The organism is Afipia sp. GW822-FHT03D08 (genome assembly GCF_058801645.1).
In genome coordinates, this window is the sequence record NZ_JBXANK010000001.1 from 1,243,202 (window position 1) to 1,267,850 (window position 24,649).

Genomic DNA, 24,649 nt, shown 5'->3' on the forward strand with positions numbered 1-24,649 from the left:
CGAATTTCACCGTCATCCTTGGAGGCTCACAAGTGCTCGGACCTCAGGATGACGGCTCAAGCTAGATTTCGGCGATCTTCAAAATACTACGCCGCAATGCGCCGGTCGTAGTCATAATCGCGCTCATCGCGATCGTACCCGTCGTACCGATCCATGGCAGTATCGACAAAGGCATGGACTGACGCGTCGTTATGCCGAGCGTCATCTGCGGTTCGCATATCGTCATAATGCAGCGGATCGGAATTCGCGACCGCATAGACGTCTTGCACCGTATATTCATCCTTGGCGTAGTCATCGATATAGCGTGTGGTCTCGACACTGTCGCGATACTGCGGGTCGACCGCAGTGGCATTGTAAGTATCTTCAGCGCCGTAGATCTTGTCGTCCTCTGACGTCTCGTAAGCATCGTCGGCGGCATACGCATCCATGTCGTCGTCAGTCTGATAGGCGTCGTAGCCGCCCGCCTCTTCGGCAACATGCGCATTGAGCGTGCCGATAAAATCATCGGCCGCGAGTTCGTCGCAGAACAGGCGCGCTTCTTCCCGCGCCGATTCCATCGCAAAACGCCGCAGCAGGATCAGCAGAGGCTCGGAGACCGTTTCGGCGGTTTCGCACTGGGTGAGTACGCGCTCGACCATGCGGCGGCGAAGCCGCGTCGCACCCGCGACCGTGCCGACGAAGCCGATTTCATGCGACGCATCGAGCGCCGCGCGGAACGCGCGATAGGTCGATTCCGGCAGGCCCGCCTTGGCGAGCAGCGCGTTCAGGCTGACGCCGCCGCGATCATGGACGATCGCAGCCACGCGGTTGCGCGGCAGGCCGGACAGTTCGACCAGCGATTCCTCGAACAGCTCGATGTTGCCTGAGAGAAGCGCGCGCAGGATCAGCCCTGCATTGAGCTGGCCGATGGATCGCAGATGACCAATCAGCGCGGTCATATCCTCGCCGCGCGTCTGCGCCGCGATGTTGACCGTGGAGCGCTCCATCGCCTCCCCTGCCACGCGCCGGGCGCGATCGGGGTTCAGCCAGTCGCGCGCGGTGACGAACTGCGTCAGCGTGTCGGACAATTTCTGCGCCAGCGTGAGCCGGATCGCGGCAGGCAATTCATCCATCGTCAGCAGCGATTCACGGATCGCGGCGAGATGGCCAAACCGCTCCGCCACACGCGCCAGCGAGAAATCAGCCAACTGGGCGGCGCGATTTTCGATCAGTTCCAGCACCGACGAGGCGCAGCCGACTTCGGCAAGTGCCGCGCAAACCGACGGCGGCAGATCGAAACGGCGCGCGATGGCGCTTTGGGTCTCGGCATTTCCGGTCGCGACCATGTCGACCAGATCGGAGTCGAGCAGCAACGGAGAGTGTTCGAGGATCGGAACCGCCACCGATGCCTGATCGACAGCAAGCGCGGCCACGATCGCGGCGGGCGCATCCAGCGAGTGCGCGAAAACTTCCGCCATCGCCTGCCGCACCAGCGGCGAGGCATCATCGAGAAGCATCAGCAGCGCGCCTTCCGCGGCGGCGCGATCGTCTTCCGACAAATCGGAAATGAGCCAGGCGCGGGCCAGACACCGCGTCGCCTCTGCGCGCTCCCCTGCGGGAGCCGTGCGAACCCAACTAATAAACTGCCGAACGATCATGGGTGTTCCGGCTTACGCAACATGCCAAGGCATCGCGACGCGACGCCACTGTTACGAACCGTAAACCATGACACTTAAGAAAACGTTCACCATAAACGGCTGTGTTTGTTGAGGTTTCGTTAACCTCGCGGACGCGGCTGGACTCAGCGCCCCACCACGCGCCGGATCAGCATGACAATCGCGTTCCGATAATTTGCCGCATCTTCGCCGGCGTCGATCGCCAGCGCGGCGCGATCGAACGCCGCCGACAACAGATCTGCCAGTGCCGCAAGCGGCAGGCCTCGTGTATCGATCGCTGCTTCGAGCCCGCTGCGCAGCGTGCGCGTTGCATTCTCTTCATCCAGCTTTTTCATCTCGGCCTGTCCGAGAACCGACGGCCCCTCGATCAGGAGCAGCCGCGTCCGGCCCGGCACGCGCATCGCATCGAGATAAGCCGAACTTCCTTCGACCAGCGCATCGATCGGAGACAAACCCGCGAGCGCCCTTTGCTCGATGGCCGCCGCCACCGCGAGCGCTTCCCCGGTGACAATCGCCCGGAACAGCGCCCGCTTGTCTTCGAAGTGATGGTAGAGCGCGCCGCGCGTAATGCCTGCGGCTGCGACGATTTCCGGCGTCGAGGTCTCCGCATATCCCTTTTCGACGAACAGAGCCCTCGCCGCCTGCATCAGGGCACCCTGGGTCCTTGCGGTACGGTCACGATTGGACCGCGGCAATTCGTCCGGCTTGTTAACTTGCATACATACAGCCTGTACGTTATTTAACAAAAAACATACAGAATGTATGTAATTTCGCAAGGGGGGACCACCATGAAAATCACCAGCTACTATCCCGTCATCATGACCGGTGACGTGGCCGCGACGGCCGATTTCTATAAGGCCCACTTCGGTTTCGAGGAGGCCTTCGGCAGCGACTGGTACGTCCACCTGCGCTCGAAAGCCGACCCGAGCGTCAACCTCGCGGTCCTCGACGGCACCCACGAGACGATCCCGGAGGCGGGCCGCGGCCGGGTGTCGGGTCTGCTGCTGAACTTCGAGGTCGAAGACCCCGACGAGATGTATGGCCGGGCAAAGGCAGCGGGCCTGCCGATCCTGACCCCTCTCCGCGACGAGGCGTTCGGACAGCGTCACTTCATCACGTCCGACCCGAACGGGGTCCTGATCGATGTGATCAAGCCGATTCCACCGAGCGCGGAGTTCGCAGAACTTTTTGCAAAGATTCACTGCCAACCTGAGTCACATCAACGGCCTGCGTTTCAGAGTTGAATCAGACTCTCAACCCTGAAACGCACTCCAGAACATCGACAGGCCCGCGACCAGCATCAGGGCTTCCATCAAGTAGTGGAAGTTCGCCGCGTTAATGTGCATGACCACACGCTTGGCGATGAACGCGCCCACGAAGAGCGATGAGCCGGCAATCAGTCCCTTGAAGATGACGTCGGGCGGCAGAGCATCGAGCCGCTGAAACGTGATCGCCTTGCTTATGTAGACGGCGAGCGAGACGGCCGCTTCGGTTCCCAGCAACGGCCCTCTGATCAGCCCGTAGGAGACGAAGATTGGGACGGTCATCGGCCCGGTCGATGCGACGATGCCGGTGAGATAGCCCATCGCCGCTCCGATGACCCCGAGCGACCACAGCGGCAGCGTGAACTGGCGCGCATGCATCCAGCGGCGGAACGGAATCATCAGAATGAAAAACACACCGATTGCGATGTCGACGAAACCTGAGGGCAGCGCGAGCAGCGTTCCCGCGCCAAGGGCGGCGGCCGGTATGCCGGGGACGGAGTAAACCACGACCGCGCGCCAGTCGATGTCGCGCCACCATGCGAGGATGCGCGCCATGTTCGCCATGATCGCCGCGATGGCCATGATCGGCACCGCCTGCTTCGGCCCGAACGAATAGGCCAGCACCGGCAGCAGCATGATCGACGTGCCGGTCCCGACAATGCCGCCGAGAATACCGGCAATCAGGCCGACGATAAGGATGAAGACATAAATCAAGGGTGCCAACTCGCGTGAGGCTGCGAGGGTATTTCAAGGCCGCGCGAGTCGCCTACCGCGATCACCGCTCACCCTTTCAGGCAAAGGATGAAGCGTGAGGCCTAGCCGCTGAAAACACCGGTCGAATCGCTGAACAGCCCAAGCCCCTGCGGAGCCTCCGTCCGGGTGGCCGCGCCCGCCGGCAGCGGGTTCGTGATCGACGTGTTGTTGCCCCACAGTTCGCGCACCGTATTGGACACCGGCTCGGGGCGATCGCCGGTCTGATACAGCGAACGGAAAACCGGCTGAGCGGGCGTTTGCAGCGCCGCGACCTGGGTGGGCGCATCGGCGGGGGGCCGAGCCTGCGGGAAACTCGAAAGATACGCCGCGTTATCGACGGGCGCCGCCGCCATCCGCGACTGCCCCGGCGTGACGCCGGCCGCGGCCATCGCCGTGCGCGCCGTCTGGGAATTCGCCGCCGCATCGTAGCGCGACGTCAGCACCGAATAGACCTGCGAGACGCTGCGCGCGCTGCCGTCGCGGTTGTAGAAGATCGAGCGGTTGGCGGCGGCGGCGCTCGGAAACATCGCCGGGCCGGAAGCGCGAGGATTGTCCTCGGCGCTTGAAATCAGCCGCGATGCGCCGCTCACCCCCATGAAATGCGCCATGTAGAGCTCGCCGTCAGTCGGGCGGCGGCCGATCATGCCAGTGAGCTTGAAGCTGTTGGACTGGGTCAGCACACCCGCCATGGCGGCGTTGGCGGCAGGATCGTCGCGCAGCTTGAGAATCTCGTCGCGCGTGGATGAATCGCTGACCGAATAGCGGCCCGAGGGGGATTTGGAGATTGCGTCGGCATATTTGCCGAAGCCGAAGGCAGACCCCGCCTCTTTCACCGTGCCGAGCCACGTCTGCTCGATGAACTGATAAAGCCCCCGCGCCGACGAGGTCGAAGCCTGCGCGCTGGGGTTGAGGTTGGATTCGATCTTCGCCGCCGAGATCAGATACTCGAAGCTGGCGCCGGTCGCGCTGGCGGCATTCTTGATCGTGCCCGCGATTTTCGCGCGCGCGGAATCAAGCCCGGTCGTTATGCTTGAAGTATCGACAGCCATGATGGTGCCCGCTCCCCAGGAACCAACCACAACCTGCCGCATTTATGGTTAACGGGACGTTAATTTCCGAAGCGCGCGTCGTCCTTCGCCCGGCATGCAGCAGCCATGCGGCTTGGGCATGACCGAAGGTCCATCCCTTGCATTGTCCTGAGCATGATCAACGCACTCAGCATAGCCGATGCGACATGGGCTTTCCTGGGGCTGATCGCTAGCCTGCTGGTCGCGTCGACCGCTCTGTTCTGGAGCATCGAGGATCAACGGGCCAAGCGCCGGCTCAGGAAAGACTAAGGTCTAGCGATAGACCTTGGCGGGATCGAACACCTTGTCGGCGTCGACGAATGTCAGCTTCGCCTCGCCACCCTCACCGGTGACGGCGCGGTAGAAGCATGAGCGCCGGCCGGTATGGCACGCGGCCCCTGCCTGCTCGACCTTGATCCACACCGCGTCCTGATCGCAGTCCATCCGCATCTCGACGACACGCTGCACGTGGCCGGAGCTTTCGCCCTTCTTCCAGAGCTTCCTGCGCGAACGGCTGTAATACCAGGCCTCACCGGTCGCGACCGTCTTGCGCAGCGCCTCGTCGTTCATGTGCGCGACCATCAGCACGTCGCCGTTTCCGGCGTCGGTTGCCACGCAGGTCACGAGACCGGACGCGTCGAATTTTGGCTGAAAGCTCAGCCCTTCCTCGACGTCATGCGAGTGTGTGTGTGATGAAGTCACGGCGTTACCTTTTCAAAGGAAGGCGCGGACGCCTTCGTTCGAAGGCTTATACGCCACGGACCATGTTGAGAAAACGGGCCTGTTCTTCAGGATTGTCCTGAAACACACCGGTGAAGCGCGACGTCAGCGTCTTCGCCCCCGCCTTGGCGATACCGCGCACCGACATGCAGGTGTGCTCGGCTTCCATCACCACCGCGACGCCGCGAGGCTTCAGGATGGCGTTGATCGCACCGGCGACCTGCGCGGTGAGATGCTCCTGGGTCTGAAGACGATGCGCGAAAGCATCAACGAGACGCGCCAGTTTCGACAGGCCCACCACGCGATCCACCGGTGCATAAGCGATGTGCGCCTTGCCATAGAACGGCATCACATGGTGCTCGCAGTGCGAATGGAAATTGATGTCGCGCATCAGCACGAAATCGTCGTAACCCGCCGTCTCGCCGAACGTGCGGTCGAGGATTTCCGCCGGGCACTGGGCATACCCCTGAAACAGTTCGTCATAGGCTTCGATCATCCGGCGCGGCGTGTCGAGCAGGCCCTCGCGGCTGGTGTTCTCGCCGATGTAAGCCAGAAGCGTCTTTGCAGCCGCCTCGGCCTCGCTGCGGGATGGACGAACCAGACCGGGGTCAATGGCAGACGCCATGTAGTCGGAAGCAGGAATTTCGGATTTTTCCGCCGGCTTGCCGGTGCGGATCGGCTTGATAATCGCGTCCATTTCGTCTCCGTTCGACCGGCCCTGGTCCATTATAACCTCGACGGAGGGGCCGGAGTGTCACCGGTCAGCCGCGGCAGCGATACCCAGCCGCCGGACGCCTAGCCTGCATGATTGCAGCAAATCACAGGAAAAACCGTCTATATTTCCGTGCATTGCTGAAATGCAGGCGGTTTATTCCTGCATCATGGGCATTATATAGGCTCAGGGCCGCGACCGCCAAGAGCGGGGGGCGGCAGGGGTCTCATGCAAGAGCGAAATTCGACCGCCATGCTGAACGACATCTACAACAAGAAAATCATCGAATTGGCGGGCAATATTCCGCGTCTGGGACGGCTCGCCGACCCGGATGCCACCGCCACCGCTCATTCCAAGCTGTGCGGCTCGACCGTTAAGGTCGACGTGAAGATGCAGGACGGCGTGGTGAGCGATTTCGCCCACGACGTGAAGGCCTGCGCGCTGGGCCAGGCCTCTTCCTCGATCATGGCCCGCCACGTGATCGGCTCCAACGCCGCCGAACTGCGAGAGCTGCGCGAAACCGTGCGCAGGATGCTCAAGGAAAACGGTGCGCCGCCGCAAGGCAAATGGGCGGATGTCGCCATGCTGGAGCCGGTGCGCGACTACAAGGCGCGCCACGCCTCGACCCTGCTGACGTTCGATGCAGTGGTGGACGCCGTCGGCCAGATTGAAGCCAAAGCCGCCCTCGCCCCGGCACAAACCTGACGGGATTACTTCCGGTCCGTGGCCGCAGGCGCCGCGCCACCGGTCGGCGCATGGGCTTCGGCCGTCTTGGTCCCCGCAGGCACCGGCTGCATGTCGGAGATCACCGGGACAACAGCAGGTGCGCTCACAAACACGGGCGCGCTGACCACGCGGTCCTGCGCCTTCGGGCTCACGCTTCCCACGACATCGTCGGACGGCGTCCTGACGTCGGCAACAGCATCCGTCGTCACGAGATTGGTCAGGCGCAACTCATCCGCCGACAGGCGATGCAACGCCTCCCACGGCGGGACACTGAGCGCCAGCGACAGCAGGTCACCGGTGCCGCCCATATCGAAGGTGTATTTCGCGAGACGGCCGATATCGCGCTCGACGATCATCAGATCGTCCGCCGAATAACTTGCAGCCCGCGCATCGTCCGCGCGATCGCCCATCCAGATCTGATGCACGCGCACATGCGCGCCTTCGGGCACGTGGCGGGTTTTGCCCGACAGCAGCAGGAACACGCACATCGACTCGCAGTAGGCATCCGGCACGATGTCGCGCGCGACAGCGCCCGCGATTTCCTTTTCGATCACGATGCCAACGGTGGTGCGCAGACCGAGGCTGCGCCAGCGCCGTCCGAGCAAAATGGCATCGAGCACCGACCCGCCGCTGGAATCGAGAACCACCGTGGTCCCCTTGAGATCGCGTCCGCCCGAGAACTCCTCGAACTTCGCAGGCGTGTCGGATGTGATGACGCCGACCGCGCCGATCCAGCCGGCGCAATCCTGCGCGCAGGCGGGCTGCGCCGCGTGCCATTTGAAATTCATCGGAAGCTTGCGTTCTTCGAGAGTGGCGGAAGCACCAACCGTACCGCCGAGCGTGGCGGAGCCAGGCAGCGCGAGACAAACGGCGGTGGCGCAAAGCCGCGCCCAGCCGCCCCATGGTAGCGACCTCACGACGAACAACGTGGTTCCTTCCCCGCCCCAATCGACAACGGCATCGGCCCCATCCCGCAAGGACGAATCCTGTCACACGGGCGTTATGAAAAACGTATCCGCGCAAAGGATTCGCGTCTATTCCACTTTTGCTGCGGCGCAGTCAAAATCGTGCGATAATTGTGGAACTGTGGCGCGGAAGACAATGTGTTGCGGTTCCCTGCGCGGGAACTCATCATTTGCGTGGCGACGTTTCCGGCAATCGCCGATAAATCCGTCACGAACAGCAGAACATCGTCCAACGCTGTGAAGACATCCGTCGAGACATTGAGATGAAACATTCGGCCCGATGTCCCGATTGCGCCGGCGGGGTTCAAAATCTGCCGCGCAACGCTGGCCGCGGCATGATCTGGATTTATCGTCACACGCTTTCGCCGCTGGTCGGCTTCAACTGCCGTCATCTTCCGACCTGTTCGGTCTACGGCGACGAAGCCATTGCGCGGTTCGGCTTGTGGGCGGGCGGCTGGATGACGCTGGCGCGGCTGCTGCGCTGTCAGCCATGGGGCACTTCGGGGATCGACAACGTGCCCGGCACGTTGCAGGCCGATGCGCGCTGGTATCTGCCGTGGCGCTATGCGCGATGGCGCGGCGTCAACGACGGCACGGAAATCAGTTCACCGCCGTGAGATAAACACCGTGATCAGCGCCAGCACGAGAAAGCCGACGCCGACATAGCCGATCGCATAATACATTTCGTGCGCGAACAGGAAGCCGCCGATCCCCGAGCCGATGGCCTGACCGATATAAAGCCCCGACGTGTTCAGCGACACCGTGGCGCTGGCGAACAGCGGCGCCGCCGCGGCGAGCCGGACCTGCTGCATCGAATTGGCCGATGAGAACGCCGTGCCCCATGGGACCATCGACGCCAGCATCAGCGGCACGATGCCCGCGCCGAGCGCCCACATTGTAATTCCGAACAGCAGCAGCGCGATCGTGGTCAGCGATGTGCGATAGGCCCCCCAAGCATCGACAACACGGCTGGCGATCACGTTGCCGATGAAACCCATGACGCCGTAAATGCTGAACGCGATGATCGCAAGTTGAGCGCTGCCGCCGAGCTTCGCGAACAGCGGCCCGAGATAGGTGAACACCACGAATTGCCCGGACGTCTGTAGCACCGTGATGAGGAGCAACAGCACGATCAGCCGATTTCGCGCAATATCGCTCCACGTCTTGAGATCGACCGGCGCGCCGACAAGCCCGGGCGGAATCCGCCAGACCAGCATCGCCAGATTGAGCAACGCGATAATGCCGATGCCGGTATAGGCAACGCGCCATCCGATATGGCTCGCGACATAGGCGATCAGCGGCAGCCCCACCGCGAGCGCCAGCGACCAGCCGAGAAACACATACGACATCGTGCTGCCGCGCCGCTCCGGCGGCACCATCATCGCCGCCGTGCCCGCGGCCTGCGGCGTGAACAGCGCAGCGACCGCCAGCATCACCAGCCGCACCGCCATGAGCGTTGCGTAGTTCGGCGCAACCATGGATGCGAACTGCGCCGCGGCGATGATCGCCACCGTCACGGACAGCAAGATCCGCCGGTCGAAGGCACTGGTCAGCCACGCGGACACCGGCGAGCCGATGCACAGCACCAGCGCGCCGAAGGTGATGAGCAATCCCACTTCATGAATCGAGACGCCGAATTCCTGCGCCAGCTCCGGCAGCATCCCCGCCGGCGCGAGAATACTCACGCCGGTGACGAAATTGCCGAGCATCAAGGCTGTGGGGGCGAAGCGTTTCACGCCGTGTTGTTAGCACACGAACGGTTTAATGCAACTGCATGAAAGCCATGCCGTACGGGACGAGCACCGGACCTTCGATCAGCGATCTGCTGCAGGAAGCGGAATAGCTGGCGCGGGCGCCGCGACCGCGGCTCGCGACACGACCAGAAGCCCCATTGCGAGCGCCGCGACATTTAACAACCGCTGTTGCACACGGACGGCTGCCTGCTATATCCCTCTCTCACCGCTTACCTGCGCCCGTTCGCAGGAGTGAGCCACAGGAGAATGATATGACCGATAAAGACCCTTCCGCGCCCGGATTGAAGTACAGCCTCGCCAACCTGAAGCCCGTCGAGACCGACAAAGTGAAGGTCACCTTCCCGGACGGCGCGCAGCGCGAATTCCCCAAAGGCACCACCGGCCTCGACATCGCCAAGGGCATCTCGCCCTCGCTGGCCAAGCGCACCGTCGCGATGGCGCTGGACGGCGTCGTGTCCGACCTCGCCGACCCGATCGTGCGTGACGCAAAGATCGAATTCATCAACCGCGATGATCCGCGTGCGCTTGAGCTGATCCGGCACGACGCCGCGCACGTGCTGGCTGAAGCCGTACAGACGCTGTGGCCCGGCACCCAGGTCACCATCGGTCCTGTGATCGACAACGGCTTCTATTACGACTTCTTCCGCAACGAGCCTTTCACGCCGGAAGATTTCGCAGCGATCGAAAAGAAGATGCGCGAGATCATCGCCAAGGATGCGCCCTTCACCAAGGAAGAGTGGTCGCGCGATCGCGCCAAGAAAGTGTTCGCCGACAAGGGCGAGACCTTCAAGATCGAACTGGTCGACGCCATTCCGGAAGACCAGTCGCTGAAGATCTACAAGCAGGGCGAATGGTTCGATCTCTGCCGCGGCCCGCACATGACGTCGACCGGCAAGGTCGGCAACGCCTTCAAGCTGATGAAGGTCGCGGGCGCGTACTGGCGCGGCGACAGCAACAATCCGATGCTGACGCGCATCTACGGCACCGCGTTCGCCAAGCAGGAAGAGCTCGACGCTTACCTCAAGCAGCTTGAGGAAGCCGAGAAGCGCGACCACCGACGCCTCGGCCGCGAGATGGACCTGTTCCATTTCCAGGAAGAAGGCCCCGGCGTGGTGTTCTGGCACGCCAAGGGCTGGACGCTGTTTCAGGCGATCATCGCCTATATGCGCCGGCGGCTCGCGGGCGACTATCAGGAAGTGAACGCGCCGCAGATGCTCGACAAGTCGCTGTGGGAAACCTCCGGCCACTGGGAGTGGTATCGCGAGAACATGTTCGCGGCGCAGTCGGCCGGCGACGAGGCGGAAGACAAGCGCTGGTTCGCGATCAAGCCGATGAACTGCCCCGGCCACGTGCTGATCTTCAAGCATGGCCTCAAGAGCTATCGCGAACTGCCGATCCGGCTTGCCGAGTTCGGCATCGTGCATCGTTACGAGCCGTCGGGCGCGATGCACGGCCTGATGCGCGTGCGTGGCTTCACGCAGGACGACGCTCACGTGTTCTGCACCGAAGATCAGCTCGCGGAAGAGTGCCTCAAGATCAACGACCTGATCCTGTCGACCTACGAGGACTTCGGCTTCGTCGGTGAACTCACGGTGAAACTCTCGACGCGGCCTGAAAAGCGCGTCGGCACCGATGAGGCGTGGGATCACGCCGAGACGGTGATGGCGAAAGTTCTCGAACAGATCGCCGCGCAAGGCCACAACCGGATCAAGACCTCGATCAATCCGGGCGAAGGCGCGTTCTACGGGCCGAAGTTCGAATACGTGCTGCGCGACGCCATCGGCCGCGAATGGCAGTGCGGCACCACGCAGGTCGACTTCAATCTGCCGGGGCGCTTCGGCGCGTTCTACATCGACGATCACTCCAACAAGGTGACGCCGGTGATGGTCCATCGCGCCATCTGCGGATCGCTGGAGCGCTTCACCGGCATCCTGATCGAGCACTTCGCCGGTCACTTCCCGCTCTGGCTCGCGCCGGTGCAGGCGGTCGTCACCACCATCACCTCCGATGGCGACGACTATGCGCGCGAAGTGCTGGCCGCTTGCCGCAAGGCGGGTCTGCGCACCGAGATCGATCTTCGCAACGAGAAGATCAACTACAAGGTGCGCGAGCATTCGCTGGCGAAGGTCCCCGCGCTGCTCGTTGTCGGCAAGAAGGAAGCCGAAGGCCGCATGGTCTCGATCCGCCGCCTCGGCAGCGAAGGCCAGACGGTGTTGCCGCTCGACGAGGCGCTCAAGGCGCTGGCGTATGAAGCAATGCCGCCGGACCTGAAGCGCGCGAATGCGTGACAGGATTTATGAGGCTTCTCTTCTTTAGAGGCCTCATAAACTGCACGCCTTGTTATCGCAGTTTGAATTTCCGATATCAGCGGCACGCACGCCCCCGTGCGGGCTCAATCTGGATACGACATGCCCGATGCACTCGACCTTCTGAAGACGCGCCGCTCGCTCAAGCCGCTTGAGATGACCGGGCCCGGCCCCTCGCCCGCCGAGCTTGAAACGATTCTCACCATCGGCGCGCGGGTGCCTGATCACGGCAAGATTGTGCCATGGCGCTTCATCGTGTTCGAAGGCGATGCGCGCGCCAAGGCCGGCGAGATTTTCGCGAAAGTGTTCCGCGCCAAGAATGTCACCGCGACGCCGGATCAGGTCGAGACCGAGAAGAAGCGTTTCACCCATGCTCCGCTCGTCATCGGCGTGGTGAGCAAGACGTCGAAGCATCCCAAGGTGCCGCCGTGGGAGCAGGAACTGTCGGCCGGCGCCAGCGCCATGAACATCGTCCATGCCGCGCACGCCCTCGGCTATGTCGCGAACTGGCTGACCGGCTGGATGGCGTTCGACCGCGATGTGCTCAATGCACTCGGCCTGAACGAGGACGAGAGGATCGCGGGCTTCATTCACATCGGCAAGTCCGAGCGGCCGACCGACGACCGGCCCCGCCCGGCGCTCAGCGATATCGTGACGAGATTCTAGAACAAGATTCCGGTTCCGCTCGTCCCCGCGAAAGCGGGGACCCAGACTTGTCGAGTGCTGGATTCCCGCATTCGCGGGAATGAGCGGGTTAATTTTCTCACGCCGCCTTTGTCGCCTGGTCTCCGAACTTCCCAAGCAGTGCGGCGATCTCCGACGCCGGACGCGCGGCGCTGAACAGGAAGCCCTGCACTTCCGTGCAACCTTCGTCGCGCAACCTGTCGAGCTGATCCATCGTCTCGACGCCTTCGGCGGTTGTTGAAATGTTGAGGCTGCGGCCGAGGCTCGAAATCGCCCTGACGATGGCGGCGCAGTCCGGCCGCTCCGCAAGGTCGCGCACGAACGAGCGATCGATCTTGATCTTGTCGAACGGAAAGCTGCGCAGGTAACTCAGGCTGGAATAGCCGGTGCCGAAATCGTCCATCGAGATGCGGACGCCGAAATCGCGCAACTGGTGCAGCGTCGCGAGATTGGCCTCGCTGTCCGCCAGGAAGATCGACTCGGTGATTTCGAGCTCCAGCCGCAGCGGCGACAGGCCCGACTGCGCAAGCGCGCTGAACACGGTCTGCGTGAGACTGCGGCTGCGGAATTGCGCCGGCGACAGGTTGACGGCGACCTTGATATCGGATGGCCACGCCGCCGCCTGTATGCAGGCTTCGCGCAGCACCCACTCGCCGAGCGGAACGATCAGGCCGATATCCTCGGCGACGGGGATAAAGTCGGCGGGCGAAACCATCCCCTTCACCGGATGATGCCAGCGCAGCAGCGCCTCGAATGCCACGATGCGGTCCTGCGCCAGATCGACCAGCGGCTGATAGTGAAGCTGGAATTCGCCGGTCGCCAGCGCGCGCCGCAGGTCGATCTCCATGTCGCGGCGCGTTTGCGCGCGACGGTCCATTTCCTTCTCGAAGAAATGATGCACGCCGCCGCCTTCCGACTTCGCGCGGTACAGCGCCATGTCGGCGTTGCGCAGCAGCTCTTCGCCGGTGTCGCCGTCGCCCGGAGAGATCGCAATGCCGATGCTGGCGCCGATCACAGCTTCAAGGCCGTCGATCTGATAAGGCTCGCTCAGGGTCTCGATGATCTGGATCGCACGCGCGCTGACCTCGTTCGGCGACAGGTCGCCCCCGAGGATCATCGCGAACTCGTCGCCGCCGAGTCTGGCTACCAGATTGTCCTGGCGCGCATCCGCCGCAAGACGTTCGGCCACCAGCGTCAGCAGCTTGTCGCCGGTGTGATGACCGAAGGAATCGTTGACGTTCTTGAACAAATCGAGATCGATGCAGAGCACAGCCACGCATTTGTTGACCAGACGGCTGCGCTCCAGATCGTGCCGCAGGCGCTCCTGGAACATCACGCGGTTGGCGAGATTCGTCAGTCCGTCGTGGTGCGCCATATAGGCGATGCGGGCTTCCGCCTTGCGCCGCTCGGTAATATCGACCGCCGAGACCAGAAAGCTGTCACGCCCCTCGAACGACACGCGGCGCCCGAATGTCAGCACCTCGATCTCGCTGCCGTCGGCTTTCAGATGCCGCCAGTTGCGGCCCGAGTTGTAAACCTCGCCGACGCCGACCAGCGCGCGGGAATGCTCCTCCCATTCGTCCTTGGGCCAGAGGTCCTGCAATTCCATCGAGAGAAACCGGTCGCGGTCATAGCCATAATGGCTGATGGCCGCGTCGTTCACGTTGCGGAACCTCCGGGTTTCGACGTCGAACACCCACATCGGCATCGGATTGCTGTCGAACAGCAGACGGAACGACTGTTCGCGGCGCTTGAGGTCGGTGACATCGGTCAGCGAGAGCGACAGCAGATCGCCGACGGGCGCTGCGCTGATCTTCAGCGTGCTGTCGTGATCGCTCACTTCAAACTGTTCACTCACCCCGCCTTTGACGGCAGCGCAGAGCCGCTGGAAAACCTGCGGCGAACATAAAGCGTGCGTCCCGGCGCTCAGCCGGTGCCAGCGCAATTCGTCCGGCGGCAGCTTGAGCAGGCGCGCCGTACCCTGATTGAGATGGACGATCTGGAAATCCGCGGGCTGGCCATCCGCATCGCGGATTGTCGCCAGCGACAGGATACCGTCGTCAGCGGCGGAGAAGACTGCGTCGAGCAGACTGTACTGAGCGCCGCGCTGATTGACGTAGATGCTGGTCATGGTGCCGCCCCAGCGCGAGGCGACCGGAAGCGCGAGGATATCGTAAATCTGGACGAGGCCGTCGCGGACGCAATGAGCCGCCGCCAGATGCGGCCTGCGGCTGCGCCGCGCATTCGCCACCGCCTCGCTCAGGACCATCGCGCAGTCGGGTGGAAACGCATCGAGCGCCGTATCCCAAACTTCGGTTTCAAGCCATTGCTCGACGTAGCGTCCGGCGCGGGAAACCTTGAACTGCGCGGTCTCGTCCTTGATGAGCATGACATGATCGGCCAAGCGCCCAAGGCTGCCGAGCATCACGTCTTCGAAGAACGGCAGATCTTTTCCGGGCTTGAGAGCTGCCTGCCACTTGCGGCGCAGGACCGAAACGTCGCTGAACAATTCCGGATCTGAAGTCTTCTTCGATTTCGCGATGGCAACCACAACGCACCCCACCCCATCGACACGGCTTTCTGTCGTGTCAGCGGCCGGTATCCAATGCGGGCGCACTTAATGCTGCGTAAACAACGCGGGCCGATGCAGCGGATGTGTGATTTGTGAAAGTTCTAAGTCGTCTGATGGTTAGTGCGCCTTAGAGACTATGACGGTTTTGCAACAGCGTCATTACCGGGCAACGACTTCGACTTCACCGTCGACGCCGTTGCTCACGTTGAACGGGCGCTCGAACACCTTGCCTTCGTTCTTCGCGATCACGCGATATTCGCCTTCCGAAAGGATCACCTTTGGAAAGGCGCCGTTGTATTCCTTGATGACGTCACCGGCGGGCGTGATGACCGACCACGCGGTGTTGGCGAGCGCTTCGCCGCCCCTGTCGCTCACGAGCTTCAGCGTGATGACTGCCGCGCGATGGGTCACGGTGACATCGGTCAACTTGCCCGCCTGCACGCGAATGTCCGAACGCACCACAGAGTTCGCGTCGCCGTAGTTCGAGATGATGTAGTAGGTGCCCTCCGGTACCAGCAACACATCGCCCGCGGCGACGTTCTGCGCGAGCGGTGCACGCTCGCCGACTTCGAACTGGCTGCCCTTGTAGATCGAGAACGTGATCTGACCCTGCGGGATCTTGGTGGTGCCGACGCGGCCCTCGATGCGCAGGCCGCCGGCGGGCAGATCGAACTGTTCACGCACCGTATCGTTGCGCAGCGTGACCGGACGGACCGCGCTCACCAGACCGAGCGAGGCGTGAACGACATATCCGCCGGGCGCGAGCACGATGTTCGGCGTCGGGCTGCGATCTTCGCGGACAAGCTGGAAAGCGCCGCTGGCGTCCGGCTTGTCGGAATAGACGCGCCAGATGACACCGCTGCTGACGGCGGGCAGATCCTTGCCGAACCGCGCATTCAATGCGAGCACGCCTTGCGAGGGCGTCGCCGCAGGCTGCGGCGGAGCGGCCGTGGTGACCGGCGGCTGAGTGAGGGTTGCCGGCAATCCCGGCGTCGCGGCGGGGCCGGACGGCGGCGCAAGACTGATCGCCGGCCCCGACGGCGTGGGCGCGATGGGAACATTGGCCGGAGGAATTGGGGGCGGCGCATCGCCAATGAACTGAGCAGCCGCGGGCTGCGGAGCGACGAGCACCACCAGCCACGCCAGCCCGCACACCGATGCCAGTGCGTAACGACGCAAAGCATCAGGCGAGCCGGTGCGCGCGGCGCGCACGGCTATCCTGCGGCGGTGTCCGGGGGCTGTCATGGCGGAGGTTTTTCACCGAAAACGAGGCAAATTCAAGCCTGACAACGTGCTTGACTACCCTTCCGGGGCTCCCTTGAGGAGAATAACGCCTTCTGCGCGAGGACAGGCCGCGCTACAGTCACATTTCCTGATTACGCGAGACGCGTGTCCCCGACACAATCACACCCATTTCGCGTTCTGATGGCCGAATCCGGTCAAAGGCGACCGATTCGCTGTTATCAGCCCCCAGGAGACATGCGTTGCTTGAGAGTTTGATTGGATTTCGACAGAACGGCGCAAGGAACAAGATGGAGCTGGGAGCGCCAGTCATCAGAAAGCCGACGATCGGGCTCGCGCTCGGCGGCGGCGCAGCACGCGGGTTCGCTCATATCGGCATTCTGCGAACGCTTCTCGCTCACGGAATTGTCCCGGACATCGTGGTCGGAACGTCCATCGGCGCCGTTGTCGGCGGCTCCTATGCCGCAGGACACCTCGACACGCTGGAGACCTGGGCCCGGGGCCTGATGCCGCGCAATATCTTCAGCTATCTCGACATCCGGCTCAACGGCTCCGGTCTGATCGGCGGCAGCAAGCTCGCGGCCCAGCTCGAAGCATCGTTCGGCGCCACCTACATCGACGAACTGCCGCTGAAGTTCGCTGCGGTTTCCACCGAGGTGAATACGGGCCACGAAATCTGGATCACCAACGGAAAGCTGGTCGACGCGGTGCGCGCGTCCTACGCCCTGCCCGGCATTTTCGAGCCGGTTCTGATCGGCGATCGCTGGCTGGTGGATGGCGCGCTGGTCAATCCGGTGCCAGTGTCGGCGGCCCGCGCGCTCGGCGCGGAAATCGTCATCGCCTGCAATGTCTCGACCGACGTGTTCGGACACGGAACCATCATCTCCGCGCATGGCAGGGTCGATGCCGAGCCCGAGCCGCCAACCGAGCCGGCAGCGCCGGAGAAGCGCGGCTTCGGAAAATTCTTCTCGGCCGAAAAAACCGTGAAGCGCGAATTCTTCGGCAGCGCCGGACGTCCGGGGATTTCGACGGTGATGGTGGAGGCCTTCAACATAATGCAGGATCGCATCACGCGCTCGCGCCTCGCGGGCGACCCGCCGGATGTTCTGATCTCGCCGCGCGTCGGCAAGGTTGGATGGTTCGATTTCCACCGCGCCGAGGAAATCATCAACCACGGCGTGCGCGCGGCTGAGCGCAACATCGAATCGATTCAGGAAGCGATCAACCTGCTCACCCCGACGGCGAACCAGACGCCGGGCACAGCGCAGCCGACGCAGCCCTGACGATTGTCGTGATTGCGAGCGAAGCGAAGCAATCCAGTCATAACATCAGATGGATTGCTTCGTCGCTTCGCTCCTCGCAATGACGAGGTGCTTCCGTCAGCCAGACTGATAGCGCGTATGACCTACGCCGTCTTGATGTAGTCGTGCAGCGCCTCCTGCTCGCGCTCGAATTCCGCGACACGCCACTTCACGACGTCGCCGATCGAAATCAGACCGACGATCCTGTCGTTCTCGACCACGGGCAGATGCCGGAATTTTCCGGACGTCATGACTTCCATGATCGCGCCGACAGTGTCGGTTTCCCGGCAGGTGATGACCTTCGGCGTCATCACGCTGCGAACCGGCTCTTCGAGAACGCCTGCGCCGCGCTCGCCAAGCACGCGCACCACGTCGCGCTCTGAGAGGATGCCGTCGATTTTCTGGCCGCTCATCACCAGGACGGCGCCGATGCGGCGCTCGGAGAGAATCTTGATCGCCGCCGAAAGCTTGGTTTCCGGCGACACGCTGATCACCTGGTGGCCTTTGGTACCCAGAATTGCCCGAACCGTCATTATAGCCTCCCGAAACTCCGGCCGCGGGATTGCGCGTTGACGTCATGCGCGGCGCGGCTTTCAATTCTGCTGTCGAGTCAAACAACGTATCGTCTGATTGGTTTCTCGCGCCTCCAGCGTCATCGATGGCGATGATGGAGCAAATACCACCCGCTCGCAAGACTGCAGGTATTGCGCAGGCCAGCCAGAAGCAACAGGCACGGGTCAGTCTGACGCAGGCGGCAAAACGCCAGCATTGTTGTCCTGCACAATCGCGCGCTGCACCGGGTCGAACAATGAAAACAACACCAGACCGGCGATGAAGCCGCCGATATGCGCCTGCCACGCGATGCTCTGTGCGGACGCGCCGATGGCGATCGCGCCGAGGCCCGTGATGATGTTGAGGCCGAACCAGACGGCGAGGAATCCGAGCACACTCGAGTTCTGCAACGACCGCACCAGCGAAAGTGCGGGTACGCGCGCCGCAGCTTCCGCATCGCCGCGCCGGAACGACAGGAAGCTTCCGTGCTGGAAGGCGAAGCGGATGGCTGCGGCCATCATGCCTGACACGGCGGCGGATGCACCGATCATCGGCGCAACCTCATGCTGATGCGTCACCAGATGCGCGAACGCGCCGGCAATCGCGGTCACGGCGAAGAATGCAAAGAACCGCACCGTGCCGAACCGGCGCGCGACCGCACTGCCGAACGGGAGCATCCACAACATGTTGAATGCGATGTGGGTGATGTCCGCATGCAGGAAGGCGTAGGTCAGGAATGTCCAGATCTCGGCGCCGACACCACCGGGAAACTGCCCGGCCAGCACCGATGCGTCGTAGCGCGCGGGCACGAAGCCGAAAGTCCAGATCACCTCCTGATCGGTGGCGAGCGGCAACAGGGCGCGCACGCCATGGATCGCAGCCATGATGACGAGGATAGCCGTCATCCCGAACGGAATGGTCAGGATCGGTTCGCGGGGCGATTCAGGAGAGTTCAAGGGCACACAATGTCCGAAGCGGGGCCAGCTTCTGAGATAGGCGGCTTTGGCGGTGCGGTGCAAGCACAAGGGCCGGTCCGGAAAAGAAAAAGGGAGGGCTTTAAGGCCCTCCCCTGGTCTCGCCGGTCTTCCTGTACGGACTGTCCGGGTAAGAGCGCTTCACGCTCCGGATATCCCCACCCCTCCCCGTACAATGACCAGATCGTTTTCCGCCGCCTGTATTCAACCTTGAGTTCACAACCGCCGATCCCTGGAGAAGACCGGCAACTTGGAGTGGCTGGACACTAACCGCCCTCCGCGTTTTCACGAAGCTCATAGTTAAATTAATCTTAACAACGCAAATCCGGCTGGGAGAAAGCCAAATCCCCGCTCCGGCATGGACGCTGCACCTCAAGTCCCGCACAACAAGAAGGGGCCTCGCGGCGCCTGAAAGCGGGACAAATCTGTCCCGCCATCGTCGTCCGCGGGGCGGAATCGGGTCATGAAGCATCCAGCAAGCCAGGAATTCTACGCCTACTGGGACAGGAAGCGCGCCGGCGCGGCCGCTCCCGAGCGGGGCGATCTGGAACCCGGCCATGTCCGGCATCTGCTTGGCGACATTTTCGTACTGTCCTGCGATGCCTCCGCCGGCTACCCGTTCCGGGTGGCTGGAACCCGGATGTGCGCCCTGTTCGGCGCCGATCTGAAGGGGCGAAGCCTCCTCAGCCTGTTCCGTGAGGCCGACCGCGGAGAGATGCAGGACATACTCGGAATTGTGGCCCACGAAACCCAGGCGACCATCGCCGGCGCGACCTCGCTGGCGCCGGATGGAACGCGCATTCATCTCGAACTGCTGCTGCTGCCATTCAGCGCCCGCTCGCATGCGCCGATCAGCATGACCGGGCTGCTTGCGCCGCTCAGTCCCGTCGGGGAGTTGCAGGCCTATGGCAGTCTGAAAGACTTCAGCCTCACCTCCTGGCGTCATTTGAAGCAAGACCGGCGCGGACCGCGTGCGCTCCGGAAGTGGTCGCTGCTCCGCGGCCTCACCGTGTACGAAGGCATTCGCTAAGACAGCGCACTTCGTTAGGGCTAACACATCGTTAACCGTGAGCGCCGTAAGGTTCATCATACCGAAAAACCGGTCGACCGGTGTGATGATGGCGTTGGTGCAAAGACAATCGATCCGTCCGTCCGCTCAGGAGCGGCGACGCTTTCAGCGCGTGAAAGTGCATTTGCTTGGCCGCTACATGCTGGCGGACCGGCGCGAATTTCCGTGCCAGGTCATCAATATGTCTCCCGGCGGCCTCGCCATGCTGGCGCCCGGCATCGGCAATGTCGGTGAGCGCGTGGTGGCCTATCTCGATCATATCGGCCGCGTCGAAGGCAAGATCACCCGCCTGCTCGACAACGGCTTTGCGATGACGGTCGGCGCGACGCCCCGCAAGCGCGACAAGCTCGCCGCCCAGCTCACCTGGCTTGCCAACCGCCAGATCCTGAACCTGCCGGAAGACCGCCGCCACGACCGTATCGTGCCGCGCAATCCGATGTCCGTGCTCAAATTCGGCGACGGCCGCGCCATCGCGTGCCGGATCATGGACCTTTCACTGTCCGGTGCGGCCCTTGCCGCCGAGATCAAGCCGCTGGTCGGCGAACCCGTGACCCTCGGCCGCGTGCATGCCCGGGTCGTCCGCCACCTTGAGGAAGGCTTCGCGATCGAGTTCGTTCACCCGCAGCTTCCCGAGACTGTCGAAGACAACGTAAGCGCGCAGTAAAGAGCCGCGGTTACCAAATCTCTGATTTTGAGCCTTCTCAGGGCGATACCCCACATCCGGGTATCGCCCTGAAGCATTTTGGGCGCTTGCCGGGAGATCGGGGCGCGCCCGCGCCACATCAAAATCATCAGCAATATCAATTGCCTGGTTGCAGATAGATAAAATTTGAATCAAATCCAAGTATTTCAAATTTTATGCTCATTTTATTCAAGTATAGATCGAGTTATCCGCAGCTTTTACTTGTATTCGTCTCAATTGTACTTCGACGACTTAGCCGTGGCGAAAATCCTTTGTGTGAAAAGTGGTCCCAACAAGAAAAACGGGGGCCACAATGTTTTCAATTCGTGGACGGGGAGTCGGCCTGGCGGTTGCCGCCAGCCTGTTGGGGATGACGGTTGCGGCGAATGCCGCAGGAGAACGCGTACTTTATGCCAGCCTGGGCGACACCACACGTGCGCCGATCGGCTGGGTCGAATTCTGCGCCGAGAATCCCGGTGATTGCCGGGGCGGTGCGACGCAGGCCCGCGACATCGTGATGACGCAGGCGGCGTGGAAGGATCTGCTGAGGGTCAATCGCTGGGTCAACGAGACCATCAAGCCGATGACCGACATGGATCACTGGGGCGTCATCGAGAAGTGGTCGTATCCCACCGACGGATATGGCGACTGCGAGGACTATGTCCTGCTCAAGCGCAAGATGCTGATCGACGCCGGATGGCCGCGCGAAGCGCTGCTGATCACGGTGGTGCGCGACAAGAAGGGCGAAGGCCACGCGGTGCTGACCGTCAAGTCCGACAAGGGCGAGTTCATCCTCGACAACCAGAACGAGGACGTCGTGTCGTGGACCGAGACTGGCTACCGCTTCGTCAAGCGTCAGTCGCAGACCGATGCGCAGGCCTGGGTGTCGCTCGGAGACTCGCGTCCAGCCGTCGCCACCGCAAGTTCACGCTGAGATTTGGAGCATGATCGAAACGTCATGCTCAAAAATGAATACTTGAAGTCATAGGAATCCACGCTCCGGTCGTATCCCCACCCCTCCCCGTCCCAGACCGGATCGTGCGCGGCCAGCCTCCCCCAAGGCTGGCCGCAACTTTTTCCAGACCGCCCGCGACGCCGCCTCACCGGAACCAAGTCGCCGGCGCGGGTTTGACTCCCAGTGGCAAGCCTCGGAGGCGAGGATGCTGACCCTTCTGTTTGGCGCACTGTTGATGTTCGGCGGCCTGATATTCCTGGCGGCGCAGCCGATGTTTCGGGCGCGGCTCAGTTCTGTCAGACGAACGCCTGCGGCGACGCCGGAACCCACCCTGGAGCCATCCGAGCCCGCTGCCGGATTCCGCCTGAAAGAGACATGGCCCGGTCTCGCGATGCTCGCGGTCGGCGCGATCTTTTTGCTTGTAGGCTAAGGCGCACAGCAAGAAGGGCGCGCCGGGTTTTCCCGACGCGCCCTTCCCTAATCTCGCTGAACCAGGCGGAAAGACCGCCCTGTCCGAAGCCATGATGGCTTAGCGGGCGGCCTCAGCGAGGTGACAGCGCTTGGTTATAGACACTGGACCACCTCCTTTCGGTTGTTGACAACAACTTCAATATAATCGCTCCGCGCGCGAAAGGCAGCGCGTCGTGCTCAGCTTTTAGTCCAATCCTCTGGGGTGGAGTTCCAGAACGAGCCGGACGGCGTGGACCGCTCCGAACATTGCGAGAATGAGCGCGCTGTTCGTTTCGCTTAATCATCCGGAAACCATCGGCCACGGCGCCGGGTATAACGCCACATGTTTGCCGACGGCGCGCGCTTTTTTCTCTACAAGCGACGGTGAACACGGGGATCGGCCACATGGTGCGATACGCGATCATCAGGGACGGACGAGATTTTATCGTTCAGTCGGAGGAGCAAAGCGTCCTCAAATGCGCGAGCAGGCGCACGGCCGCAAAGCTTGTGGCGGATGCAAAAGGCCTGATGCGCGATGATACCGCGCGAGCCGCGCAGAAACCAAAAGCCGCACAAGCCGCGAGTCCCGGCCGCAACTCGTAGCGTTCAGGGCTTGATCGCCCAGACCAGATGAGCGGGCATCGGCAAAACGACCTTCCCGTTGTTGAGATAAGCGCTCGCCGACGCGCAGATGTCGGCTTTGATCGACGCCAGCCGTCCGGGCGATTGCAGCTTGAGCATGCCGCCCGTGCGCGCAGTCCCCTTGAGAAGCGCCTGAAAGAATTCGTCCGGAGAATTGAAGACCCACGTTTGATCGACGATCTTGGTGCCGATGTCGCGATAGCCGCACCGGGTCAGCGCATCGTGGCAGTTGGCCGGGTCGCTGTAGTAAAAGAACGGCGGACCGGGAGGAAGCTGGACATCGGGGTCGCCCAGCAACTGGATCGCCTGTATGGGAATGGCAAATCCGGGCACTGTTGGCTGTGCCCCCCACGCCGTGAACGCCAGCCTGCCGCCCGGTTTCAATACCCGGTGCATGGCCTTCAGCGCATGTTCTGGCCGGTCCAGATGCAAAATGCCGAAGAGCATCGCGACGGCATCGAAGCTGTTGTCGGCATAGGACTCCAGACTCTCAGCATCGCCCTCCGTAAAAGCAATATCCGGATGAAATGCGCGCGCCCGCTCCACCATCGGCGCGGAGAAATCAATACCGCTCGCTTTGGCGCCCAGCCGCTGCGCGGCGGCGGCGAGATAGCCCGGCCCGCACGCGACATCCAGCAAGTTCGTGCCCGGCTTCACCTGCAAAATGTCGAGGATCGCAGGTATCGACTGTTGGGTGAGACGGCTGAACGAGGCGTCATAGTCATCGACAACGGTCTGCCAGGCGTCGTGCTCAAATTCCTTGAAAGCTGAATGCATTGCACCCCCGCGGCAACGGTTGAAGAACAACTGCAAAAATCAATCGCCGTAAAAGAATGCCGGTGCTTATAGCGCAAACAGCGCCTCTGCTCACCGATATTCTTCGATCCGGTCCCGCAATGGTTCAGCGCCGTCGGGAGATCGCGCAGCTCACCGTGCTGAAGTTATAGGCATCAGCTCCTGCAGCCGCGCATCCTCATCCGATCTTCTTCAGACCGGCCTTGAAGCGCTTGCCGTTGTGCACGTAGTGCGGCGCGCCGTAGGTCATGGCGGTGACCTGCTCAGGCGTCAGTGTCCTGATCGCACGTGCCGGTGCGCCGATCACGAGCGCACGATCCTCGAATGTCTTGCCTTCGGTAATCACAGACCCCGCGCCGACAATGCAGCCCTTGCCGATGCGCGCACCGTTCATGATGATCGCGCCCATGCCGATCAGCGCGCCATCCTCGATGGTGCAGCCGTGCAGGATGACGTTGTGGCCGATGGTGCAGTTCCTGCCGATGGTCAGCGGGAATCCGGGATCGGTGTGAAAGGTGCAGTTGTCCTGCACATTGGAGCCTTCGCCGATCTCGATCAGTTCGTTGTCACCGCGCAGCACCGAGCCGAACCAGACGCTGGCGTTGGTCTTCAGGCGCACGTTGCCGATCACCGTCGCGGTCTCGGCGATGAAGTATTGTCCGTCGGCAGGAAGTTCGGGCGCGCGCCCGTCAAGCTCGTAGATCGCCATTCTCTTGTCGTCTCCAGTAACGCGCTTCAGATCGAGCGCGGAAAATCCGGAGCGACCATGCCATGAATGAACAGGGTCTGGCGAGTGTGGGAAGTGCTG

At 62.5% G+C, this 24,649-nt stretch carries 26 protein-coding genes; 11 read left to right on the forward strand and 15 right to left on the reverse strand.

Features of this window, described 5'->3' with window-relative positions:
• Positions 1 to 86: 86 nt before the first annotated feature.
• Together AC1RM7_RS06160 and AC1RM7_RS06165 are read right to left on the reverse strand one after the other, a co-directional pair.
• Positions 87 to 1,637, reverse strand: coding sequence for a DUF2336 domain-containing protein (locus tag AC1RM7_RS06160; protein ID WP_024919074.1), 1,551 nt, complete (start codon positions 1,635 to 1,637; stop codon positions 87 to 89).
• 143 nt (positions 1,638 to 1,780) lie between these two features.
• Positions 1,781 to 2,374, reverse strand: a complete 594-nt coding sequence (locus AC1RM7_RS06165; protein ID WP_024919073.1) for a TetR/AcrR family transcriptional regulator — start codon at positions 2,372 to 2,374, stop codon at positions 1,781 to 1,783.
• Positions 2,375 to 2,443: 69 nt separating this feature from the next.
• Here AC1RM7_RS06165 and AC1RM7_RS06170 point away from each other — a divergent pair, with 69 nt between their 5' ends.
• Positions 2,444 to 2,899: a VOC family protein gene (locus AC1RM7_RS06170; protein WP_492839420.1), complete on the forward strand. Its 456-nt coding sequence runs from the start codon at positions 2,444 to 2,446 to the stop codon at positions 2,897 to 2,899.
• Positions 2,900 to 2,908: 9 nt separating this feature from the next.
• On the opposite strand, the gene AC1RM7_RS06175 is transcribed toward AC1RM7_RS06170, so the two are convergent.
• Positions 2,909 to 3,634 (reverse strand): sulfite exporter TauE/SafE family protein, encoded by a 726-nt coding sequence (locus tag AC1RM7_RS06175; RefSeq protein ID WP_024919071.1) that lies wholly within the window; start codon positions 3,632 to 3,634, stop codon positions 2,909 to 2,911.
• A gap of 101 nt (positions 3,635 to 3,735) precedes the next feature.
• Complete coding sequence (locus tag AC1RM7_RS06180; protein WP_024919070.1) at positions 3,736 to 4,722, reverse strand: lysozyme family protein; 987 nt, start codon at positions 4,720 to 4,722, stop codon at positions 3,736 to 3,738.
• 153 nt (positions 4,723 to 4,875) lie between these two features.
• On the opposite strand from AC1RM7_RS06180, the gene AC1RM7_RS06185 reads away from it, so the two are divergent.
• A complete protein-coding gene (locus AC1RM7_RS06185; RefSeq protein WP_275450896.1) occupies positions 4,876 to 5,010 on the forward strand; it encodes a hypothetical protein in 135 nt (44 codons plus the stop codon).
• 3 nt (positions 5,011 to 5,013) lie between these two features.
• Here AC1RM7_RS06185 and hisI read toward each other — a convergent pair whose 3' ends face one another.
• Both hisI and folE read right to left on the reverse strand, forming a co-directional pair.
• The gene (hisI, locus tag AC1RM7_RS06190; RefSeq protein WP_024919069.1) at positions 5,014 to 5,442 is read right to left on the reverse strand and encodes a phosphoribosyl-AMP cyclohydrolase; all 429 of its coding nucleotides are present in this window, start codon (positions 5,440 to 5,442) and stop codon (positions 5,014 to 5,016) included.
• Between the two features lie 46 nt (positions 5,443 to 5,488).
• Positions 5,489 to 6,157, reverse strand: a complete 669-nt coding sequence (gene folE, locus AC1RM7_RS06195) for a GTP cyclohydrolase I FolE (RefSeq protein WP_024919068.1) — start codon at positions 6,155 to 6,157, stop codon at positions 5,489 to 5,491.
• Positions 6,158 to 6,424: 267 nt separating this feature from the next.
• On the opposite strand from folE, the gene AC1RM7_RS06200 reads away from it, so the two are divergent.
• Positions 6,425 to 6,877 carry an iron-sulfur cluster assembly scaffold protein gene (locus tag AC1RM7_RS06200; protein ID WP_024919067.1) on the forward strand — a complete coding sequence of 151 codons (453 nt, stop codon included), beginning with the start codon at positions 6,425 to 6,427 and terminating at the stop codon, positions 6,875 to 6,877.
• A gap of 5 nt (positions 6,878 to 6,882) precedes the next feature.
• Here the strand turns inward: AC1RM7_RS06200 and AC1RM7_RS06205 are convergent, their stop codons facing one another.
• A complete protein-coding gene (locus tag AC1RM7_RS06205) occupies positions 6,883 to 7,824 on the reverse strand; it encodes a COG3904 family protein (protein ID WP_024927732.1) in 942 nt (313 codons plus the stop codon).
• Positions 7,825 to 7,898: 74 nt separating this feature from the next.
• Positions 7,899 to 8,135, reverse strand: a complete 237-nt coding sequence (locus AC1RM7_RS06210) for a hypothetical protein (protein WP_024919065.1) — start codon at positions 8,133 to 8,135, stop codon at positions 7,899 to 7,901.
• Here AC1RM7_RS06210 and yidD point away from each other — a divergent pair.
• Entirely contained in the window at positions 8,127 to 8,480 is a 354-nt protein-coding gene (gene yidD, locus AC1RM7_RS06215) for a membrane protein insertion efficiency factor YidD (RefSeq protein WP_006021229.1), read from the forward strand. The genes AC1RM7_RS06210 and yidD overlap by 9 nt on opposite strands.
• On the opposite strand, the gene AC1RM7_RS06220 is transcribed toward yidD, so the two are convergent.
• Positions 8,469 to 9,572 carry an MFS transporter gene (locus AC1RM7_RS06220; RefSeq protein ID WP_024919064.1) on the reverse strand — a complete coding sequence of 368 codons (1,104 nt, stop codon included), beginning with the start codon at positions 9,570 to 9,572 and terminating at the stop codon, positions 8,469 to 8,471. The genes yidD and AC1RM7_RS06220 overlap by 12 nt on opposite strands.
• A 296-nt stretch (positions 9,573 to 9,868) precedes the next feature.
• Between AC1RM7_RS06220 and thrS the strand changes: the two genes are divergently transcribed.
• Together thrS and AC1RM7_RS06230 are read left to right on the forward strand one after the other, a co-directional pair.
• Positions 9,869 to 11,905 (forward strand): threonine--tRNA ligase, encoded by a 2,037-nt coding sequence (gene thrS, locus AC1RM7_RS06225; protein ID WP_006021231.1) that lies wholly within the window; start codon positions 9,869 to 9,871, stop codon positions 11,903 to 11,905.
• Between the two features lie 120 nt (positions 11,906 to 12,025).
• On the forward strand, positions 12,026 to 12,589 hold the full coding sequence (locus tag AC1RM7_RS06230; RefSeq protein ID WP_024919063.1) for a nitroreductase family protein: 564 nt from the start codon (positions 12,026 to 12,028) through the stop codon (positions 12,587 to 12,589).
• Positions 12,590 to 12,686: 97 nt separating this feature from the next.
• On the opposite strand, the gene AC1RM7_RS06235 is transcribed toward AC1RM7_RS06230, so the two are convergent.
• Positions 12,687 to 15,158, reverse strand: coding sequence for a putative bifunctional diguanylate cyclase/phosphodiesterase (locus AC1RM7_RS06235; RefSeq protein WP_024919062.1), 2,472 nt, complete (start codon positions 15,156 to 15,158; stop codon positions 12,687 to 12,689).
• Between the two features lie 180 nt (positions 15,159 to 15,338).
• Entirely contained in the window at positions 15,339 to 16,424 is a 1,086-nt protein-coding gene (locus AC1RM7_RS06240) for an RgsD C-terminal domain-containing protein (protein WP_244434386.1), read from the reverse strand.
• A gap of 239 nt (positions 16,425 to 16,663) precedes the next feature.
• Here AC1RM7_RS06240 and AC1RM7_RS06245 point away from each other — a divergent pair, with 239 nt between their 5' ends.
• On the forward strand, positions 16,664 to 17,704 hold the full coding sequence (locus AC1RM7_RS06245) for a patatin-like phospholipase family protein (protein ID WP_024919061.1): 1,041 nt from the start codon (positions 16,664 to 16,666) through the stop codon (positions 17,702 to 17,704).
• 122 nt (positions 17,705 to 17,826) lie between these two features.
• On the opposite strand, the gene AC1RM7_RS06250 is transcribed toward AC1RM7_RS06245, so the two are convergent.
• Both AC1RM7_RS06250 and AC1RM7_RS06255 read right to left on the reverse strand, forming a co-directional pair.
• Positions 17,827 to 18,255, reverse strand: coding sequence for a CBS domain-containing protein (locus AC1RM7_RS06250; RefSeq protein ID WP_006021236.1), 429 nt, complete (start codon positions 18,253 to 18,255; stop codon positions 17,827 to 17,829).
• Between the two features lie 204 nt (positions 18,256 to 18,459).
• Complete coding sequence (locus AC1RM7_RS06255) at positions 18,460 to 19,179, reverse strand: rhomboid family intramembrane serine protease (RefSeq protein ID WP_034459108.1); 720 nt, start codon at positions 19,177 to 19,179, stop codon at positions 18,460 to 18,462.
• A 532-nt stretch (positions 19,180 to 19,711) separates the two neighbouring features.
• On the opposite strand from AC1RM7_RS06255, the gene AC1RM7_RS06260 reads away from it, so the two are divergent.
• The 4 genes from AC1RM7_RS06260 to AC1RM7_RS06275 all read left to right on the forward strand — a co-directional run bounded on the left by AC1RM7_RS06260 (position 19,712) and on the right by AC1RM7_RS06275 (position 22,384).
• The gene (locus AC1RM7_RS06260; RefSeq protein WP_024919059.1) at positions 19,712 to 20,278 is read left to right on the forward strand and encodes a PAS domain-containing protein; all 567 of its coding nucleotides are present in this window, start codon (positions 19,712 to 19,714) and stop codon (positions 20,276 to 20,278) included.
• 88 nt (positions 20,279 to 20,366) lie between these two features.
• Positions 20,367 to 20,981, forward strand: coding sequence for a PilZ domain-containing protein (locus tag AC1RM7_RS06265; protein WP_024919058.1), 615 nt, complete (start codon positions 20,367 to 20,369; stop codon positions 20,979 to 20,981).
• A 331-nt stretch (positions 20,982 to 21,312) separates the two neighbouring features.
• Positions 21,313 to 21,933 carry a transglutaminase-like cysteine peptidase gene (locus AC1RM7_RS06270; protein ID WP_024919057.1) on the forward strand — a complete coding sequence of 207 codons (621 nt, stop codon included), beginning with the start codon at positions 21,313 to 21,315 and terminating at the stop codon, positions 21,931 to 21,933.
• Between the two features lie 226 nt (positions 21,934 to 22,159).
• Positions 22,160 to 22,384, forward strand: coding sequence for a hypothetical protein (locus AC1RM7_RS06275; protein ID WP_024574930.1), 225 nt, complete (start codon positions 22,160 to 22,162; stop codon positions 22,382 to 22,384).
• Positions 22,385 to 23,010: 626 nt separating this feature from the next.
• Here the strand turns inward: AC1RM7_RS06275 and AC1RM7_RS06280 are convergent.
• Entirely contained in the window at positions 23,011 to 23,859 is an 849-nt protein-coding gene (locus AC1RM7_RS06280) for a class I SAM-dependent methyltransferase (protein WP_152544101.1), read from the reverse strand.
• A gap of 160 nt (positions 23,860 to 24,019) precedes the next feature.
• Entirely contained in the window at positions 24,020 to 24,550 is a 531-nt protein-coding gene (locus AC1RM7_RS06285; protein WP_024919054.1) for a gamma carbonic anhydrase family protein, read from the reverse strand.
• Positions 24,551 to 24,649 lie beyond the last annotated feature (99 nt).

Excerpts from the sequence above, each read along its gene's own strand:
- AC1RM7_RS06160 (WP_024919074.1), bottom strand. The coding sequence starts at position 1,637 with ATGATCGTTCGGCAGTTTATTAGTTGGGTTCGCACGGCTCCCGCAGGG.
- AC1RM7_RS06165 (WP_024919073.1), bottom strand. The coding sequence starts at position 2,374 with ATGCAAGTTAACAAGCCGGACGAATTGCCGCGGTCCAATCGTGACCGT.
- AC1RM7_RS06170 (WP_492839420.1), top strand. The coding sequence starts at position 2,444 with ATGAAAATCACCAGCTACTATCCCGTCATCATGACCGGTGACGTGGCC.
- AC1RM7_RS06180 (WP_024919070.1), bottom strand. The coding sequence starts at position 4,722 with ATGGCTGTCGATACTTCAAGCATAACGACCGGGCTTGATTCCGCGCGC.
- AC1RM7_RS06185 (WP_275450896.1), top strand. The coding sequence starts at position 4,876 with ATGATCAACGCACTCAGCATAGCCGATGCGACATGGGCTTTCCTGGGG.
- folE (WP_024919068.1), bottom strand. The coding sequence starts at position 6,157 with ATGGACGCGATTATCAAGCCGATCCGCACCGGCAAGCCGGCGGAAAAA.
- AC1RM7_RS06200 (WP_024919067.1), top strand. The coding sequence starts at position 6,425 with ATGCTGAACGACATCTACAACAAGAAAATCATCGAATTGGCGGGCAAT.
- yidD (WP_006021229.1), top strand. The coding sequence starts at position 8,127 with ATGAAACATTCGGCCCGATGTCCCGATTGCGCCGGCGGGGTTCAAAAT.
- AC1RM7_RS06210 (WP_024919065.1), bottom strand. The coding sequence starts at position 8,135 with ATGTTTCATCTCAATGTCTCGACGGATGTCTTCACAGCGTTGGACGAT.
- AC1RM7_RS06220 (WP_024919064.1), bottom strand. The coding sequence starts at position 9,572 with ATGCTCGGCAATTTCGTCACCGGCGTGAGTATTCTCGCGCCGGCGGGG.
- thrS (WP_006021231.1), top strand. The coding sequence starts at position 9,869 with ATGACCGATAAAGACCCTTCCGCGCCCGGATTGAAGTACAGCCTCGCC.
- AC1RM7_RS06230 (WP_024919063.1), top strand. The coding sequence starts at position 12,026 with ATGCCCGATGCACTCGACCTTCTGAAGACGCGCCGCTCGCTCAAGCCG.
- AC1RM7_RS06240 (WP_244434386.1), bottom strand. The coding sequence starts at position 16,424 with ATGACAGCCCCCGGACACCGCCGCAGGATAGCCGTGCGCGCCGCGCGC.
- AC1RM7_RS06250 (WP_006021236.1), bottom strand. The coding sequence starts at position 18,255 with ATGACGGTTCGGGCAATTCTGGGTACCAAAGGCCACCAGGTGATCAGC.
- AC1RM7_RS06255 (WP_034459108.1), bottom strand. The coding sequence starts at position 19,179 with ATGACGGCTATCCTCGTCATCATGGCTGCGATCCATGGCGTGCGCGCC.
- AC1RM7_RS06260 (WP_024919059.1), top strand. The coding sequence starts at position 19,712 with ATGAAGCATCCAGCAAGCCAGGAATTCTACGCCTACTGGGACAGGAAG.
- AC1RM7_RS06265 (WP_024919058.1), top strand. The coding sequence starts at position 20,367 with ATGGCGTTGGTGCAAAGACAATCGATCCGTCCGTCCGCTCAGGAGCGG.
- AC1RM7_RS06270 (WP_024919057.1), top strand. The coding sequence starts at position 21,313 with ATGTTTTCAATTCGTGGACGGGGAGTCGGCCTGGCGGTTGCCGCCAGC.
- AC1RM7_RS06275 (WP_024574930.1), top strand. The coding sequence starts at position 22,160 with ATGCTGACCCTTCTGTTTGGCGCACTGTTGATGTTCGGCGGCCTGATA.
- AC1RM7_RS06285 (WP_024919054.1), bottom strand. The coding sequence starts at position 24,550 with ATGGCGATCTACGAGCTTGACGGGCGCGCGCCCGAACTTCCTGCCGAC.